The following is a 17,798-nucleotide window of genomic DNA, read 5'->3' on the forward strand; positions in this document are numbered from 1 at the left end:
GAGATCGGAACATAGCCTGTTATTCTTGGTGCTGGTCATGTGTCTGGGCCTGCTTAGTCAGCCTGCTGCTGCACTGCAATTGAAGGATGTTCGGGTTTCTCCAGCAGGAAAGCCCCTGATGATCAGTCTGGATTTTGACAGTAAGCCAGGGCGGGTGCGGGTGACACGGAGTGAGGATCCACCTCTGACCCGCCTGACGGTGGATCAGGCAAGCAATGGGACGGGGCAGACCAGCTGGCGGAATCTCAACCCGGCATTACGCGATATCACTGTTGACAACGATAGTGGCAGTCTGAAAGTGAATGTTGAACTGCGCGAAGCCTCAGCGATGCAAACCCGTATCAATGGCAACACCATCGAAGTGGTGCCTGCTGAGGCGGAAACGGATGCTACGGCATTACCTGATGCCAGTAATGATGATAATGCCGGGCTGGTTTTTGAGCGCGGGGACAGTGGTGAAGGCAAGCTGCGAATCATGCTGCCTGATCCCAATGTGCATGTCAGCGTCCAGGAAGAGGGCGCGGACATTCGCGTTGAGCTGGACGGTGATGTGTTGCCGGAGGTGTGGCAGAAGCATTATGACGTGGCTGATTATGGTACGACGGTCAGTGCCATTGATGCGCGCCGTGTATCGCCTTCGCGTGGTGTGATCGCTATTCACCCGGTGAAAGGTAAACGTCTTGAGTTTATAACCTATCAGGATGGTCTGGAGCTGGTTGTTGAAGCGCGCCCCAAAGAACCTTTACAGCGCAAAGTGGCAACCTACGATGGTGAACGCATTAGTCTGACCTTGCAGAACGTTGATGTAAGGCGCGTACTGCAGTTGATTGCCGAATCTCAGAACAAGAACGTCCTGATCAGTGATGGTGTGCAAGGCGAAATCAGCGTCAACTTCCAGAAGGTGCGTTGGGATGAGGCGCTGGATATGGTGCTGCGTTCACGCAAGCTGTCCAAGCGTGAACAGGGAGATATCTGGCTGATTGGGCCTGCTGCAGAGCTGGCAGATTATGAGCGTCAGGATCTGGAGCAGAAGAAGCAGCTGGAAGATCTGGCACCTCTGGAGATCGACTATATTCAGATCAACTATGCCAAGGCGTCTGATCTGGTCAAAGTACTGGAAACCGAAGGGACGGACAGCAACAAGAGCCGCTTCCTGTCGGCGCGCGGTAGCGTAACTGCTGATCCACGCACCAACATCTTGCTGGTACAGGAAACCTCGGATCGCCTGAACAAAATTCGTGAGATAGTTGCCAAACTGGATCGACCCGTGCGGCAGGTGCAGATTGAAGCGCGAGTAGTCATTGCCAAAGACGGTTTCAGTAAGCAGCTGGGTGTGGCCTGGGGGGGAACCAGTACGAAGACCAGCGGCAGCAACAGCCTGATCCTTGGTGGTTCGACAAATACGATCGTACAGCGTGCCAATCAGCTGGCAGGTAACGATGATGATGTTGAGTTTCCTGGTGCACTGGCGGTAGATATGGGCCTGGATGACGTTGACAGTGCGACTTCGCTGGCACTGGGTTTCTACAATGGCTCCAACCTGCTGTCGCTGGAACTGTCGGCGTACCAAAGTGACAGCAAGATCGAAATCGTATCGCAGCCCAAACTGATCACCACCGACGGCAAGAAAGCGCTGATCGAGTCAGGGACCGAAATTCCTTATCAGACCGTACAGAATGATGAGGTGAGTATCGAGTTCAAGAAAGCGGTGCTGTCGATGGCGGTAACACCACAGATTACCCCGGATAATCGTCTGATCATGGACCTCGATATCAGCAAGGATTCCAAGGGGGAAACACTGAGTGATGGTAACTTCGCCATCGACACCAACCACCTGCAGACTCAGGTGCTGGTCAACAACGGCGAAACGCTGGTGCTGGGGGGGGTGTTTGAGGTCAACACCGAGAACAGCGTCATCAAGACACCGTTCTTCGGCGATATTCCCTACATCGGACGTCTGTTCCGGAAAACCGTCAATAGCGAAGACAAAGCGGAGTTGTTAATATTCATCACGCCTAAACTGGTCTCAGACGTAAATATTCCTTAATCATCGGGCGTCCTATGCACCCGCAGAAAAATCTTGTGCTTGTAGGGCCGATGGGGGCGGGTAAAACCACCATCGGCCGTTTGTTATCTCAGACACTATCGCTGGAGTTCGTTGACTCCGACCGGGAAATTGAAGAGCGTGCCGGTGCCAACATTCCCTGGATCTTTGATGTTGAGGGGGAGGAAGGGTTCCGTCGTCGTGAGGAACAGGTCATTGAGGATCTGGTACAGCGTCCTGGCATGGTGCTGGCTACCGGTGGTGGTGCAGTGATTCGAGACAGCAACCGTAATGTATTGAAACAGCGGGGCTTTGTGGTTTATCTGCATACTACGGTGGCCCAGCAACTGGAACGTACTGCCAAGGATAAAAACCGCCCGCTGTTGCAGACTGAAGACCCATCCGCTGTGCTTTCTCGACTGTTCGCCTTGCGCGATCCGTTGTACCGGGAAGTGGCCTCTCTCATCATCAATACGGACAAGCGCAGTCCACGCGCAGTTGTGAACGAGATTGTCAGAAAGCTGAAGGCTGCCCATTGGTGTGACTGATGGCTGTCGTGTAGCTGATCAACCTACTGGTCTGCAAGGTGCAGTGTGTCTGGCTTTGCGGGCCCCGATAGAGTAACGGTAAGTCTATGTTGACCCTGAGTGTCGCTTTGGAAGAGCGTAGTTATCCGATTTTTGTGGGTCGGAATGTGATCGAACAGGCGGAGCTGTGGTTGCCCTACATCCGCAGTCACCAGGTGCTGATCGTCACCAACGCCACAATCGCGCCGCTCTATCTGGATCGGGTCAAGGCACAGCTCGCAGGCAAACAGGTCGATGAGGTTATTCTGCCGGACGGTGAAGGCTACAAGACACTCGAGTACGTCAACAAGATTTTCGATGTGCTGCTGGAGAAAGGGCATAACCGCACCACGACGCTGATCGCACTTGGCGGAGGTGTAGTAGGTGACATGACTGGCTTCGCTGCAGCCAGCTACCAGCGCGGTGTCGACTTTATCCAGATTCCTACCACGTTGCTATCGCAGGTAGATTCTTCTGTTGGCGGCAAGACGGGCGTCAATCATCCTCTGGGTAAAAATATGATCGGTGCTTTTCACCAGCCGCGCGCGGTGTTGGCCGATCTGACTACTCTGGATACGTTACCTGAGCGTGAGCTCTCTGCGGGCCTTGCTGAGGTGATCAAATACGGCCTGATCATTGATGCTCCCTTCCTGCAGTGGCTGGAAGACAATATGCCTGCACTGTTGCAGCGAGATACCGCCGCGTTGGCTTACGCCATTCATCGCTCCTGCGAGATCAAAGCTGATGTAGTGGCACAGGATGAACGGGAAGGTGGGGTGCGTGCCCTGCTTAATCTGGGACACACCTTTGGCCACGCCATCGAAGCTCATCAGGGTTATGGTGCGTGGCTGCATGGTGAGGCTGTGGCAGCGGGAACTATGATGGCCGCACGCATGTCAGCTAAATTGGGCTGGATCAGTGCTGCTGATCTGACCCGCACCGAACAAGTCTTACTGGCTGCCGGATTGCCGGTCAAGGCACCTGTGGATATGAATGAAGACGACTTTATGCGCCGCATGGCGGTGGATAAAAAGGTTATGCATGGCCAGCTGCGGCTGATTTTGTTAAAAGCATTGGGAGAGGCTGTAATCACTGGCGATTATCCGGTGGAGGCTTTGAGCGCTACCCTGGCTGAGTCGGCGTAAGTCAGGCGCTACATGCAAGCGTATACGGGGCAAACGATATGAGCCATCAAACGGACGTGCTGCATCGCTTTGGGCTGAGATACAATCCCTTTGTGGATGAGATCATGCCCGAGGATGCTTTTCTGACTGATCAACGCAGTCAGTTACTGGATAAACTCAGTCATCTTAGTCGCTACAGCCAGTTTGTGCTGGTGGTGTCCGGTGCGCACGGCATCGGTAAAAGCACTTTCCTCAATCAGTTACTGCCCGGCAGCGATCCAGTGATGCGCCCGGTTGTGTTGCGCTTGCAGCATGAGACCGGACCTGCGCAGATGGTGACCAGTCTGGTTCAGGCGGCGCGGGTCGATCTCGATGGTGAAGTACATTTCGAGGCGCAGGTTCAGGCGTTGCAACAGCATGCACTGATGCTGCGTGAGCTGAATCGCATGATGCTGATTCTGATCGATGATGCTGAGCTGTTGACCGATGCAGCACTCGACGTATTGTTCACCCGCTTGATGCAGACGCCTGACCCGGCTGCCAGCCCTCATATTATCCTGCTCGGTCAACCAGACATGCTTGGTCGGCTGGGTAGCCCACGTTTGCAGTCGGTACTTGCGGGTCGAAGCCATCATGCAGCACTGGATGCCCTGAATCTGGATGAGACCGAGGCCTATATTCGTCACCGTATGGAGCTGGCGGGTTTGCATGGTGAGGTGCCTTTCACCATGGCGAACTACAGTCGTATTCACCAGCTGTCAGGTGGCAACCCCGCACAGATTAACCGTATTGCGCAGGCCATGCTGATGGAGCTGGGCGGTGCCGCCGCTCAGGCTTCGGGTCGCAGCCGTGCTACCGTCAACCCCGCTGCCGCAGCAGTCAGCTCCTTGAGCCGGCTGCAATTGCCATGGATGCATATTGCTGCTGTAACTATTCTGGTGCTGACCATAGGTGGGGCTTTTCTGCTGAGCGATGGCAAGAGTGCTGACGAGCAGCAGGTCGCCTTGAACCAGCAGGTGCAAATTCCCTTGCCCAGCGGTATCGCACCTGCAACGACGACCGCTGAGCCGACGCAGGCGGGTGCGGCTACCGTGGCGCCAGCGCCTGCTGCGCCCCCCACCCCTGAATCTCCACTGAGTCTTTCTGAGCGACTGGCATTGCAGGAAGCGAAGTTGGGTATCAACAATGGTCAGGATGACACAATGCCTCCGCCTGATAGCGCTGTTGATCAGATTCCGGTTCCCGTTGCACCTGCGCAGGTACAAAGCACACCTGTACAACCAGCTCAGGTTGCCAAGCCAGTACAGCCTAGCAAGCCCGTGGTCGCGGCTCCTCCGAAGGTTGAACAGCCTGTACGTCAGGCGACTCCGACCGTAGCGGCCAAACCTGCGTCAGGTGGCAGCGCCTATCGCCGGGATGCCATGGTCAAGGGATGGAATCCCGGGGGCTATACCCTGCAAATGTTGGGGTCTCGCAGTGAGCAAGGGGCTATTGATTTTATTCGTCAGAATGGCGGAGCGAATGAGTTCTCCTACTTCCAGACAGAATACAAAGGGCAGCCCTGGTATGTTGTCGTATACGGTGAGTATGCCTCGCGGGATGCTGCTCAGACCGCTGCCAACCGTTTACCGGCTAGTCTGCAGAAGCAAAAGCCCTGGCCCCGCTCTATTCGCGGAGTGCAGCAGGAAATCAAATAAAGCAAAAAAGGTTGCTCTTCTGGCAACCTTTTTTGCTATTGCTATATATGGATAGCGGTTTGGTGCAACCAGGTTTTTTGGGCATCCTTTAACTGGTTTATTTGTTCTATCCGTATTCCGAAGAATAGTTCTTGTAGAGTGATAAATAGACTAATAGTTGCTCTTTTTTAGTTGCTCTTTTTGCTGAAATTGCAGAAATGAATGTTATTACAGCAGTGCTCGTAAGAGTCGACAGTATTCCTTTTTATTATTTACTGAAGGAATTGATCGTTCGGGTGAATAAAAGTCACTAATCGTCACTGTGGTGCTGGTGAGCACAGGCGTCATCATGGTGCAGAGTGAGTCAGCTTGGGGCATGCTTTGTTGGTTACCGGCAGATATCGAAGGTAAATATTTCGCGCTTAATTCAACAGGCGTTAAATATTTCATATATGCGACCGCAATTTTGTTTTGTTTATTAGACTAATGGCCAATTGGCATTCAACTTGCTGAATTTTTTCAGTCTTCTCACTTGCTCCTGCAAAAAAATCCTTGCTAGGATGTTTATCCTTTTGCCCATTGTCTGTGCTAAAAATCGAGAGACACATCTCAACGCAGGCAGCACCTATCATCAGAACCGTCAGCTAATAAGACAGTCGATGAAATCCTCAGGGCGCAATAACTAGAACGATATCTGATATACAGAACGATACTCAGTGAGATTGGCTTATGAAGACAGGTTTGTACAACGCAGCAGAGTTTAAAGATAACTGCGGCTTTGGTCTCATGGCTCATCTGAAAGGAAAGCCCAGCCACGAAGTGCTGCAACGTTCCATCGAGGCCTTGGCCTGCATGACCCACCGTGGTGGTATTGCAGCCGATGGCAAGACCGGTGACGGCTGCGGTCTGCTGTTGCAGAAACCAGACGGTTTTCTGCGTGCAGTAGCCAAAGAGCAATTCGGGGTCAGCTTGTCTGCTCAGTATGGCGTGGGCATGGTGTTTCTCTCGCAGGATCCGGCCAAAGCCGAGATTGCTCGCGACATAATGAATGCCAACATCAGAAAGCATGGCTTGCGTCTGATTGGCTGGCGTCAGGTACCTATTGATCCCTCTTGCCTGGGTACTATTGCGCAATCCTGTCTGCCCCGTATCGAGCAGGTATTTGTCGACTCCGACTGCCGTAGTGAGCAGGAGCTGAACATTCGTCTGTTCCTGGCCCGTCGTCAGACCGCCAGCCAGCTGCTGGGCAAGGATCCTGACTACTACTGCTGCTCCATGTCTGCCAGCGTGCTGTCCTACAAAGGGCTGATGATGCCGGCGGATTTGCCCGTGTTCTATAAAGACCTGGGCGATAAGCGACTGGAAACCTCCATCTGTACTTTCCACCAGCGCTTCTCCACCAACACCCTGCCACGCTGGCCGCTGGCGCAGCCTTTCCGTGTGATGGCGCACAACGGTGAAATCAACACCATCGAGGGTAACCGTAACTGGGCCCGTGCGCGGGTATCCAAGTTCACCTGCGAAGCTATTCCTGACTTCAGCGAGATCGAACCGGTGGTCAACACCCACGGTTCAGACTCTTCCACGCTGGATAACATGCTGGAAATCCTCATGATCGGTGGCATGGATATCTTCCGTGCCGTACGCATGCTGATTCCGCCAGCATGGCAGAACTGGGAGACTATGGATCCCGATCTGCGTGCTTTCTATGAATACAACTCCATGCACATGGAGCCCTGGGACGGTCCTGCGGGGATCGTGCTGAACACTGGTCGTCATGCGATCTGTATGCTTGACCGTAATGGCCTGCGTCCGTCGCGCTGGGTACTGACCAAGAACGACCTGTTCTGCTGTGCCTCCGAGATCGGCGTATACGATTACAACCCTGAAGACGTCGTGGCCAAAGGCCGTGTCGGGCCGGGCCGTATCGTTGCGGTGGACACCAGCACAGGAGAGATCCTCGAGTCCGAGGACATCGACAACCGACTGAAAGTACGTCAGCCCTATCGCAAATGGCTGCGTGAGAACGCACTGCGTATCGAAGGCCTGTTGACCGATGCCGATCAGGCTTTTGAAGACTTCGACGCTGATGAACTGAAGACCTACATGAAGCAGTTCCACGTCACCTTCGAAGAACGTGACCAGATTCTGCGACCTCTGGCTGAAACCGGTATGGAAGCCGTAGGTTCCATGGGTGATGACACGCCGATGGCGGTACTGTCGTCTAAGACCCGTGTGCTCTATGACTTCTTCCGTCAGCAGTTTGCTCAGGTAACCAACCCTCCCATCGACCCGCTGCGTGAAGCGGTGGTAATGTCACTGGATACCTGCCTCGGCCCGGAAAAGAACGTTTTCGTTGAGCTGCCTGATCACGCCAACCGCATCAAGCTGTCCTCGCCGGTGCTGTCGGCGAAGAAATTTGCTCGGCTGCTGCACATGGACCGCCCCGGCTATGGCGTGAAGAAGCTGATGCTGCATTACGATCCTGCCCAGACCTCGTTGCAGGCAGCGGTCGAACAGCTGTGCAAAGACGCCGAAGTGACCGTCCGTGACGAAGGCACTGTGCTGCTGATTCTGTCGGATCGTGATATCGAGAAGGGCAAGCTACCCATCCATGCCTTGATGGCGACGGGCGCAGTCCATCATTACCTGACCGAGAAAGGTCTGCGTTGTGACTGTAACCTGATCATCGACACGGCGACGGCACGTGATACCCATCACTTTGCCTGTCTGATTGGCTTTGGTGCGTCAGCGGTGTATCCCTACCTGAGCTACCGGGTGATCAATGACATGATCAGCCAGGGTACAGTGCTGGGCAATCCGGTGGACTGTCACCGCAACTATCGCAAGGGTATCAACAAGGGCCTGATGAAAATCATGTCCAAGATGGGTATCTCCAGCATCGCCTCCTATCGTGGCGCGCAGCTGTTTGAAGCGGTGGGTGTTGGTAGCGATGTGGTGGGAATGTGCTTCAAAGGGGTGCCGAGCCGTATCGAAGGTGCGCGCTTTGAACACTTCCAGCAGGAAACCCAGCAGCTGCACGATGTGGCCTGGACCCTGCGCAAGCCGATTGCTCATGGCGGTCTGCTCAAGCATCACCACGAAGGCGAATACCATGCCTTCAACCCTGATGTAGTCAAATACCTGCAACAGGCTGTGGAGTCTGGCGACTACAGCGTTTATCGAGATTACGCCGGTCTGGTCAATGGCCGTGGCGTGGCGACGATCCGTGATCTGCTGAAACTGAAGGCGGATGTCACCCCGATTCCTCTGGAAGAAGTGGAGCCGATCGAAGCCATTCTGCGTCGTTTTGACTCTGCCGGTATGTCCCTCGGGGCGTTGTCACCCGAGGCTCACGAAGCGCTGGCTCAGGCCATGAACGAACTGGGTTGCCGCAGTAACTCCGGTGAGGGTGGCGAAGACCCTGCGCGTCACGGCACGATTCGCCGCTCCAAAATCAAGCAGATTGCTTCGGGCCGTTTTGGTGTGACTCCAGAGTATCTGGTGAATGCTGAAGTGCTGCAGATCAAGGTGGCTCAGGGTGCCAAGCCCGGTGAAGGTGGCCAGTTGCCCGGTGGTAAGGTTAACGATCTGATCGCACGCCTGCGCTATTCCGTCCCCGGCGTGACGCTGATTTCGCCACCACCGCACCATGACATCTACTCTATCGAAGACCTGGCGCAGCTGATTTTTGATCTCAAGCAGGTCAACCCTGAAGCGCTGGTATCCGTGAAGCTGGTATCGCGTCCTGGCGTTGGCACCATCGCTGCCGGTGTGGCCAAAACCTACGCCGATCTGATCACTATTTCCGGTTATGACGGCGGCACCGCCGCCAGCCCTATTACCTCTATTCGCTATGCCGGTTCACCGTGGGAACTGGGTCTGGCGGAAACCCATCAGACCCTGCGTGGCAACGACCTGCGTGGCAAGGTGCGGGTACAGACAGACGGTGGTCTGAAGACCGGTCTGGACGTGGTCAAGGCGGCCATGCTGGGTGCCGAGAGCTTTGGTTTCGGTACCACGCCGATGGTAGCGATGGGCTGTAAATACCTGAAAATCTGTCACCTCAACAACTGTGCGACCGGTGTGGCCACCCAGAACCAGTCACTGCGTGACAAGCATTTCCGCGGCACCGTGGAAATGGTGAAGCACTTCTTCCGCTTTGTCGCCATGGAAACCCGTGAGTGGATGGCCCAGGTCGGTGTGCGCACACTGGAAGAGCTGGTGGGTCGTGTTGATCTGCTGGAAGCCCATGCCGGTCTGACCGACAAGCATGCCGCACTGGATCTGTCGCCCATCCTCTCGGACGGTGGTGTACCTGCTGACAAGCCTCATACCTGTCAGCTGGAACGTAACGAACCGTTTGATGCAGGTGTGCTGAATAGTCAGATGCTGGAAGCGGCCAAAGCGGCCATTGAAGGTAAGCTGGGCGGTGAGTTCGACTTTGTCACCACCAACTGCGACCGTTCACTGGGTGCCCGTACCTCCGGTTATATTGCCCGCCACCACGGCAACCAGGGCATGGCCTCTGCGCCCATCCGTTTCAACTTCAAAGGGGTGGCTGGCCAGTCCTTCGGGGTATGGAACGCCGGTGGTCAGGAGTTGTATCTCGAAGGTGATGCCAACGACTACGTGGGCAAGGGGATGACCGGCGGCAAGCTGGTGATTCGTCCGCCCAGGGAAAGCACCTTCGCTTCGCAGGAAACCTCCATAGTAGGTAACACCTGTCTGTACGGTGCGACTGGCGGTAAGCTGTTTGCTGCGGGTTGCGCTGGTGAGCGTTTCGCTGTGCGTAACTCCGGTGCTCATGCCGTTATCGAAGGTGCCGGTGATCACTGCTGTGAATACATGACAGGTGGTCTGGTGGTGGTGCTGGGTGAAACCGGGTTCAACTTCGGTGCAGGTATGACCGGTGGTTTTGCCTATGTACTGGATCAGGACCGCAGTTTCGTCGACAAGTACAACCATGAGCTGGTGGATATTCACCGTATTGCCAACGAAAGCATGGAACAGTATCGAGGCCACCTGCGCAGCGTACTGGAAGAGTATGTAGCGGAAACCCAGAGTGCCTGGGGTCAGCATATCCTCGACGAGTTCGACACCTTTATCGAACGTTTCTGGCTGGTCAAACCCAAGGCGGCCGGCCTTGGACAGCTGCTGACCCAGGTCCGCAGCCGTCCTGAATAATACGCCCTGTCAGTAGGTGACCGGAGTGTGCTCCGGCCACCGCAGGGTACAGAATCGACGTGATTAAAAGGGACTGGCCCGTGTGCCTGTTCCGCAGTAATGAGGTGAAAGTAACATGGCAGAACGTTTGGATAACGTTTTCCAGTTCGTCGATGTAGGCCGCCAGGACCCCAACAAGAAGCTGGCCCGCAAACGCAAGAAAGAATTCACAGAAATCTACGAACTGTTCAAACCGGAAGAGGCATCGCCTCAGGCTCATCGCTGCCTGAGTTGCGGTAACCCCTACTGCTCATGGAAGTGCCCGGTTCATAACCATATTCCCGACTGGCTGAAACTGGTCAGTGAAGGCAACGTGCTGAAAGCGGCTGAGCTGATGCACCAGACCAACTCCCTGCCGGAAGTGTGTGGCCGGGTGTGCCCACAGGATCGCCTGTGTGAAGGTGCCTGTACGCTGAATGATGGCTTTGGTGCGGTGACTATCGGCTCGGTAGAAAAGTACGCAACCGATACCGCCTTTGCCATGGGCTGGCGCCCTGACATGTCCCGTGTGGTCTGGACCGACAAGAAGGTCGCCATCGTCGGCGCAGGTCCAGCGGGTCTGGGCTGTGCTGACATTCTGGTGCGTAACGGCGTCAAACCGGTGGTGTTCGACCGCAACCCTGAAATCGGCGGCCTGCTGACCTTCGGTATTCCTGAGTTCAAGCTGGAAAAGAATGTCATGTCCCGTCGCCGTGAGATTTTCGAATCCATGGGCGTCGAGTTCCGTCTGAACACCGATATTGGCAAGGACATCAGCTTCCAGGAGTTGATGGACAGCTATGATGCGGTGTTCCTCGGTATGGGTACCTACACCTATATGAAAGGCGGCTTCCCCGGCGAAGAACTGGGTGGCGTCTATGAGGCGTTGCCTTATCTGATCTCCAACGTGAACCGCTGCCTGGGCTTCGAGAAGGATGCTGCTGACTTCATTGATATGAAGGGCAAGAAGGTTGTGGTGCTGGGTGGTGGTGATACCGCCATGGACTGTACCCGTACCGCTATCCGCCAGGGCGCATCTACCGTGACTTGCGCTTATCGTCGCGATGCCAAGAATATGCCCGGTTCACGCCGTGAAGTGGCTAACGCCAAAGAAGAAGGCGTGAAGTTCAAGTACAACGTACAGCCCGTGGAACTGGTGGGTGACAACGGTCGCGTCACGGGGGTGAAAGTGGTGCTGACCGAGCTCGGCGAGCCGGACGCCCATGGCCGTCGCAGCCCGGTAGTGGTGCCCGGCAGTGAGGAAATCCTTGAAGCTGATGCCGTTCTGATCGCCTTCGGTTTCCGTCCCAGCCCGGCTGCCTGGTTTGATGACTTCAACATCGGCCTGGACAACCGTGGTCGTGTGGTTGCACCTGAAACCCCCAGCGCTGGCCAGCATTACTTCCAGACCAGCAACCCGAAAATCTTCGCCGGTGGCGATATGGTGCGTGGTTCTGATCTGGTGGTGACAGCCATTGCCGAAGGCCGTAAAGCGGCGGAAGGCATCATGGACTTCCTCGAAGTCTGACGCCCCGTTTCTGCTACTGTCGCGCAGGTAACACCTGTGTGACGCAAACGACCCTCCCGCCTTCAGGCCGGAGGGTTTTTTGTTTTGTTTCAGTGGTCAGAGTGTCTAATTACAAGATTGAAACGTTTCGGCGTTGCGATACTTCGAACTTGCTGCCTCTATCGATGGTTATTAGCCAGCTGAATTTGCTGAAAAAGAGCGAAACTACGGTAAAAAATCTGGATGGGGCGGTGCTAGGCTGGTCAATAGCCCTAGTAGTCTGCAATGACGGATAGGGGCTCCTGAACAACAATAATCACCAGGAGACCAGCCATGCTTGTCGGCATACCCAAAGAAATCAAAAACCATGAATACCGTATCGGCATGACCCCGGCAGGGGTGCGTGAACTGGTGGCTGCCGGCCATCAGGTGCTGATCGAACATAACGGCGGCGCCGCTATCGGTCTGACCGATGCAATGTACGAAGCCGCCGGTGCCAGTATTGTCGATACCGCGCAGGAAGTGTTTTCCCGTGCTGAGCTGATCGTCAAGGTTAAGGAACCACAGCCCATCGAATGCCGCATGCTCAGTCCGGGGCAGGTGCTGTTTACCTACCTGCATCTGGCGCCTGATCCCGAGCAGGCCCGGCTGCTGATCGAGTCCCAGGCCATCGCTATCGCCTACGAAACCGTCACCGACAGCCATCATGGCCTGCCACTGCTGGCACCCATGAGTGAGGTGGCGGGCCGCATGGCGATACAGGCCGGGGCCCACTGTCTGGAAAAGGCACAGGGTGGGCTGGGCATGTTGCTGGGTGGGGTGCCCGGTGTGGCGCCTGCTAAAGTGGTGGTCATCGGCGGCGGTGTGGTCGGCACCAATGCGGCGCGGATGGCACTGGGACTGGGGGCGGATGTGACCATTCTCGATCGTTCCCTGACCCGCCTGAAGGAACTGGACGCGCTGTACGGCCCGGCGCTCAAGACCCTGTACTCGACCACAGAAACGCTGGAGCAGGAAGTCACCGCAGCAGATCTGGTGATCGGTGCGGTGCTGATTCCCGGTGCTGCGGCGCCAAAGCTGGTCACCCGCGCCATGCTGGGCAGGATGAAGAAAGGAGCGGTACTGGTGGATGTGGCGATCGATCAGGGCGGCTGCTTTGAAACTTCGCGGGCCACGACCCATCAGCAACCCACTTATGTCGAGGAAGGCGTGATCCATTACTGCGTGGCCAATATGCCCGGCGGTGTGGCCCGGACGTCCACCTTTGCCCTGACCAACGCCACTCTGCCCTATGTACTGGCACTGGCCAGCAAGGGCTATCGGCAGGCATTGCAGGATGATGTGCACTTCCGCAATGGTCTGAATATCCACCGTGGGCAGGTGACGCATCAGGCGGTAGCGCGGGCACTGGGGTATGGATATGTGCCAGCGGCAGAGGTGATCTGAGTGCCCCCATAACCTAGGAGCCCTCTGAACGCTGAGCAGACAAAACGGCCCGGAATGGCAGAGACACCCGGGCCGTTTTCATATCAGGGACTACGGACCGTCTGCTCTGAGTCGTGTAGTGGTTCATGAATCCGCAATAGTCGTCCGGCGTTCCCCAGCACAAACAGGGTGCTGAGGTTGTGCAGCACGGCGGCCAGCAGCGCGCCCGAGGCGCCCAGCCAGCCCATGGCGGCACAGGCGACGATCGCCAGCGTCCAGCCCAGACCGACAATGACATTGACCAGCAGGGTATGACGGCAGCGACGGCTGAGGCGAATACAGCTGGCCAGTCGGCGCAGATCATTGCCGATCAGCACAATGTCAGCCGAGGCCAGTGCAATCCCAGCCGCCTGCGAGCCCATGGCCACGCCCACCACCCCGGCCTTCAACGCCAGTGAGTCATTGATACCATCGCCCACCACCAGTGGTCGCAGCCCCCGCTGCACTTCCTGCTGTACACAGTGCAACTTGTCGTGGGGCAGGGCCTGCGCCTGAATGCGGTCGATCCCCACCTCATGGGCGACAGCCGTGGCCACGCTCTGACGGTCACCGGTCAGCAGGGTCTGGTGTTGCAGGCCCAGCCGTCGCAGCTCCTGCAGAGCGCTGGCCGCCTCCGGCCTGACCCGGTCTGCCAGCAGCAGCCAGGCCAGAAACACCTCGCCCAGCGCCAGCCCGGCAACCGGGCCATCGTGCTCAGGCACTGCCGGAGTGATGATACCGAGCTGGCTAAACAGCTCCGGCCGCCCCAGTGCGGCGGGCTGACCATGATAGTCGGCTATCACCCCCAGCCCCTGCAGCTCCCGGCAGTGCTGCAGCGCGCCGTCGTCACTGGCGGCCAGCTGACTGCAGGCACGGCTGACTGGGTGGCTGCTGCTGGCGCCGAGGGTGGCAGCAAGGCGCAGGATGCTCTGCCGTTCACCACTGAATAACTGCATATCCTGCAGATGCAGGGCGCCCAGTGTCAGGGTGCCGGTCTTGTCGAGGATCACCGAATTCACATCGGCCAGCTCCTCCAGAAACGCCGCATTGCGGATCAGCATGCCGTGGCGGGCTGCCACGACCACACCGGCAATGGCGGTGGCCGGAGCGGACAGCACCAGTGCGCAGGGGCAGGCGGCCACCAGTACGGCGAGCATGGCCTGCACATCGTTGCTGAGGAACCAGGTCAGCGCCGCCAGTAGCAGCACCAGCGTCAGATAGCGCCCGGCGTAGCGTTCCAGCAGACGGGTAATGGGCGGTTTGCTGTGCTCGGCATCTTGCATCAGGGCGATCACCCGGCCGAGGGTGGAGGCATCGCCGGTACGGGTCACTTCAACTAGCAGCAGGCCGTCCAGATTGATGGCGCCGCCATAAACGTCGCTGCCTGCCTGTACTTCCTGGGGGACCGATTCACCGGTCAGGGGCGCGCAGTCAACGCTGGCCTGACCGCGCAGTACCCGGCCATCGGCGGCAATGCGATCACCGGCACGCACTTCGATCTGGTCGCCCGGCTGCAATTCGCTGTTATCCACTTCGCTGATCTGACCACTGCGTTCGATGCGCCGGGCCCGGCTGTGAGTCAGCTGCTGCAGCGCGGCAATGGCTTCCTGAGTACCGATGACGCTGCGCTCTTCCAGCAGATGGCCGAAGATCATGATTACCGGCAGCAGGGTGGCGGTCAGCATATCGCCGCTGGCCCAGGCCGCCAGCATGGCCAGCGCGATCAGCTGATCGGTGACGCCGTGCAGGCTGGGATGGCGCAGACTGTGCCAGCACTCGCGCAATACCGGCACGGCCACCAGTAACGAAGCGCAACCAAGCAGCAGCTGGCTGACGACCTGTTGTTGTGGCAGCCACCAGCGCCAGATCAGTGCCAGACACAGCAGGCCGACGGCCAGCATGGCCAGCAGCAGCTGGCGTCCGGCCTGACGTTTTTCCGCCGCAGACAGCAGTTCGCCGGGGCCGAAGTGCAGGTGATGATGATCGTGGCCATCGTGATGAGAGGCGTGGCCATGGGCGTGATGGGCAGGGCTCATGGATTGCCTCCTTGCAGTAACAGGCGAGCCTCGGCCGAGGGCGTGACCGTGGTGACGGCATCGGCGCGTGACAGCAGGGCGGGCATACGGGTGCGGTAGATACGTTGCAACATGTCGGGGTCGCTGCCGTTATCCAGCGCTTTGGCCAGCGCGATGATATCGGCGGTGTCGACACTGGCACTGGCAACCTCCTCGTTGGCTCGGGCGGTGGCCTGCTGGCGGATGGAGTCTGCGCTCTGATTGGCCTGTTGCAGACGCTTTTCCGCTGCAGTGTGAGCATCGGCCACCCGTTTGTCGGCCTGCTGACGGGCGGTCAGTACCGCATTGAAGGCACTGACCGCGTTATCCGGCAGGCTGGCCTGCACATCCACGCGGGTGATTTCAATCCCCAGCCCGGCGCCCTGTTGCTGCAGGCGGGCGAGGCGCTGATTGATAGCCTGCACCAGATCGCCCCGCAGCTGTTCGCGCCGTTCGGCGGCATTGCTACCTGCGCTCACCAGCTCCGGGCGGGCCACCAGAATGGTATCCAGATCCCGTGAGGCGGCCACGGCTACGGCACTGCGCTCGGCCAGCCGCGACAGGGCGGGCAGCACATGTTCGGCCTGGGTGACGAAAGCGCGGGGCTGAGTGATCTGATACGACAGGGTCAGGTCGAGCTGCACCACTCCGGCATCACCGGTCAGCAGATAGCCGGAACCGGCCAGGGCATCGCCATCCTCCTCGTAGCTGCTGGCCCGCTGATCGGCAGCGCGGGCCTGATCGGAGCGCAGCAGCGCGCTGACGTGATAACTCAGCACCTGTTGTGCCGACGGGATCATGACCACCTGTTCAATGGGGTTGGGCCAGGCCAGCAGCAGGCCGGAATCCTGCACCCGCTCGATAGCCCCCAGCCGCATGACTACGGCACGATGCTGCGGATCGATCTGGCGGATATTGCTGATCAGCCAGCCGCCTGCCGCCAGCAGGGTGGCGCCGTACAGCAACCAGAACAGCACCGTACCGGCCTGCAGCCAGGGGCTGCGACGCTGGGCGTGTGGCAACTGGCTCATGGGTGTTTACCCTGCGAGCTGGGGGCGGTGGTACTGGCCGTGCCACTCTGGGTGGGCACTGGCTGGGTCAGCACGTTGAAGGGGGCCGCATCGGTGCGTAGTACCAGACGGGTATTGGGGCTGATCACCTGTTCGAGGGTATCCAGTGAACGTAACTGCTGGTATAGCGCTGGTGCGGCGGCATAGGCATCACCGTAAATGCGGGCGGCCTGCAGCTGCGCCTGAGCTTCGATGCGGGCGGCGTCGACGCGGGCATCGGCCTGAATAATACGCGACTGCTTGTCCGCATCGGCGCGAATCAGCGCTGCCTGACGTTTGCCTTCGGCCGTGCGCTGGGTGGCGATGGTCTCGCGTTCCGCCCGCATGCGGTCGACGGTGGCCGACAGGGTGACGGCGGGCAGGGTGAGGGTCTCGATACCAACCTGCTCCACCTGAATGCCATAGATCGCCAGCAGCTGCGGTGCCAGTTGCTGCTGCAGGTTACGCTCGAAATTGTCCAGCTGCACCTGCTTGGCATCGGTGTTGATCAGGCTGGCCAGATCGTAGGCGCTGGTGGTGGTCTCCAGTGCCGAGGCAACAAAGGTGCGGATCTGTTCTGCTGCCTCATCGGGCTGATTCTGCACCGCGCGCAGGTAGCGCTGCACCAGCGTCGGCTCGGTGGCCACATGCCAGTTCACATAGGCCTGAATCACGATGCGCAGGCCATCACGGGTGCCGACATCCTGCAGACCGCTGGAGGTGGTGCGCAGATGCAGATCGACCGGTTGCACCGCATCAATGGGCAGTGGCAGTTTCCACGCCAGACCGGGATCCAGCAGCACCCTGACCGGCTTGCCAAAGCGGGTGATGACCGTGGCTTCACCGGCACGGACCTGCACCAGACAGGCCGCAGCGACGGCCAGCAGTAACAGCAGCAGGGCCAGCGGCATGCGCCAGGGTAAGCCCTGACTTACCGTGCTGTGATGATGCCCGGTCGGTGAAGGGGTCTGTGCCGGATGAGCATGGCCTTCGCTGTGCGCATGGACGTGCTCGTGGTGATGGTTGTGTTCATGGTCATGGCTGTGATCGTCGTGACGGTGATCGGGTGGCAGTCCCACGGAATAGTCCTCGTCGTACTGATACTGTTC

At 57.8% G+C, this 17,798-nt stretch carries 10 protein-coding genes; 7 read left to right on the plus strand and 3 right to left on the minus strand.

Annotation, left to right across the window (positions count from 1 at the left end):
- Positions 1–118 precede the first annotated feature (118 nt).
- From WH50_RS06280 to ald, 7 genes are all read left to right on the plus strand, one after another.
- Positions 119–2,047: a type IV pilus secretin PilQ gene (locus tag WH50_RS06280; protein ID WP_165838331.1), complete on the plus strand. Its 1,929-nt coding sequence runs from the start codon at positions 119–121 to the stop codon at positions 2,045–2,047.
- Between the two features lie 14 nt (positions 2,048–2,061).
- Positions 2,062–2,592, plus strand: a complete 531-nt coding sequence (aroK, locus tag WH50_RS06285; RefSeq protein ID WP_110186560.1) for a shikimate kinase AroK — start codon at positions 2,062–2,064, stop codon at positions 2,590–2,592.
- 86 nt (positions 2,593–2,678) lie between these two features.
- The gene (gene aroB / locus WH50_RS06290; protein ID WP_110186561.1) at positions 2,679–3,755 is read left to right on the plus strand and encodes a 3-dehydroquinate synthase; all 1,077 of its coding nucleotides are present in this window, start codon (positions 2,679–2,681) and stop codon (positions 3,753–3,755) included.
- A gap of 38 nt (positions 3,756–3,793) precedes the next feature.
- On the plus strand, positions 3,794–5,431 hold the full coding sequence (locus WH50_RS06295) for an SPOR domain-containing protein (protein ID WP_110186562.1): 1,638 nt from the start codon (positions 3,794–3,796) through the stop codon (positions 5,429–5,431).
- 708 nt (positions 5,432–6,139) lie between these two features.
- Positions 6,140–10,597: a glutamate synthase large subunit gene (gene gltB, locus WH50_RS06305; RefSeq protein ID WP_110186564.1), complete on the plus strand. Its 4,458-nt coding sequence runs from the start codon at positions 6,140–6,142 to the stop codon at positions 10,595–10,597.
- A 115-nt stretch (positions 10,598–10,712) separates the two neighbouring features.
- Positions 10,713–12,143: a glutamate synthase subunit beta gene (locus WH50_RS06310; protein ID WP_110186565.1), complete on the plus strand. Its 1,431-nt coding sequence runs from the start codon at positions 10,713–10,715 to the stop codon at positions 12,141–12,143.
- Between the two features lie 312 nt (positions 12,144–12,455).
- Positions 12,456–13,568 (plus strand): alanine dehydrogenase, encoded by a 1,113-nt coding sequence (gene ald / locus WH50_RS06315; RefSeq protein WP_110186566.1) that lies wholly within the window; start codon positions 12,456–12,458, stop codon positions 13,566–13,568.
- An 83-nt stretch (positions 13,569–13,651) separates the two neighbouring features.
- Here ald and WH50_RS06320 read toward each other — a convergent pair whose 3' ends face one another.
- Genes WH50_RS06320 through hflC form a run of 3 tightly spaced genes read right to left on the minus strand, consistent with a single transcriptional unit; the run spans position 13,652 to position 17,768 of the window.
- The gene (locus WH50_RS06320; RefSeq protein ID WP_110186567.1) at positions 13,652–15,622 is read right to left on the minus strand and encodes a heavy metal translocating P-type ATPase; all 1,971 of its coding nucleotides are present in this window, start codon (positions 15,620–15,622) and stop codon (positions 13,652–13,654) included.
- The gene (hflK, locus tag WH50_RS06325) at positions 15,619–16,671 is read right to left on the minus strand and encodes a protease modulator HflK (protein WP_110186568.1); all 1,053 of its coding nucleotides are present in this window, start codon (positions 16,669–16,671) and stop codon (positions 15,619–15,621) included. Before hflK ends, WH50_RS06320 begins: the two co-directional genes overlap by 4 nt.
- Positions 16,668–17,768, minus strand: coding sequence for a protease modulator HflC (hflC, locus tag WH50_RS06330; protein ID WP_207780205.1), 1,101 nt, complete (start codon positions 17,766–17,768; stop codon positions 16,668–16,670). The genes hflK and hflC overlap by 4 nt, the downstream gene beginning before the upstream one ends.
- Positions 17,769–17,798: the final 30 nt, after the last annotated feature.

It is taken from the genome of Pokkaliibacter plantistimulans (assembly GCF_003194385.1).
Taxonomy (GTDB): Bacteria; Pseudomonadota; Gammaproteobacteria; order Pseudomonadales; family Balneatricaceae; genus Pokkaliibacter; species Pokkaliibacter plantistimulans.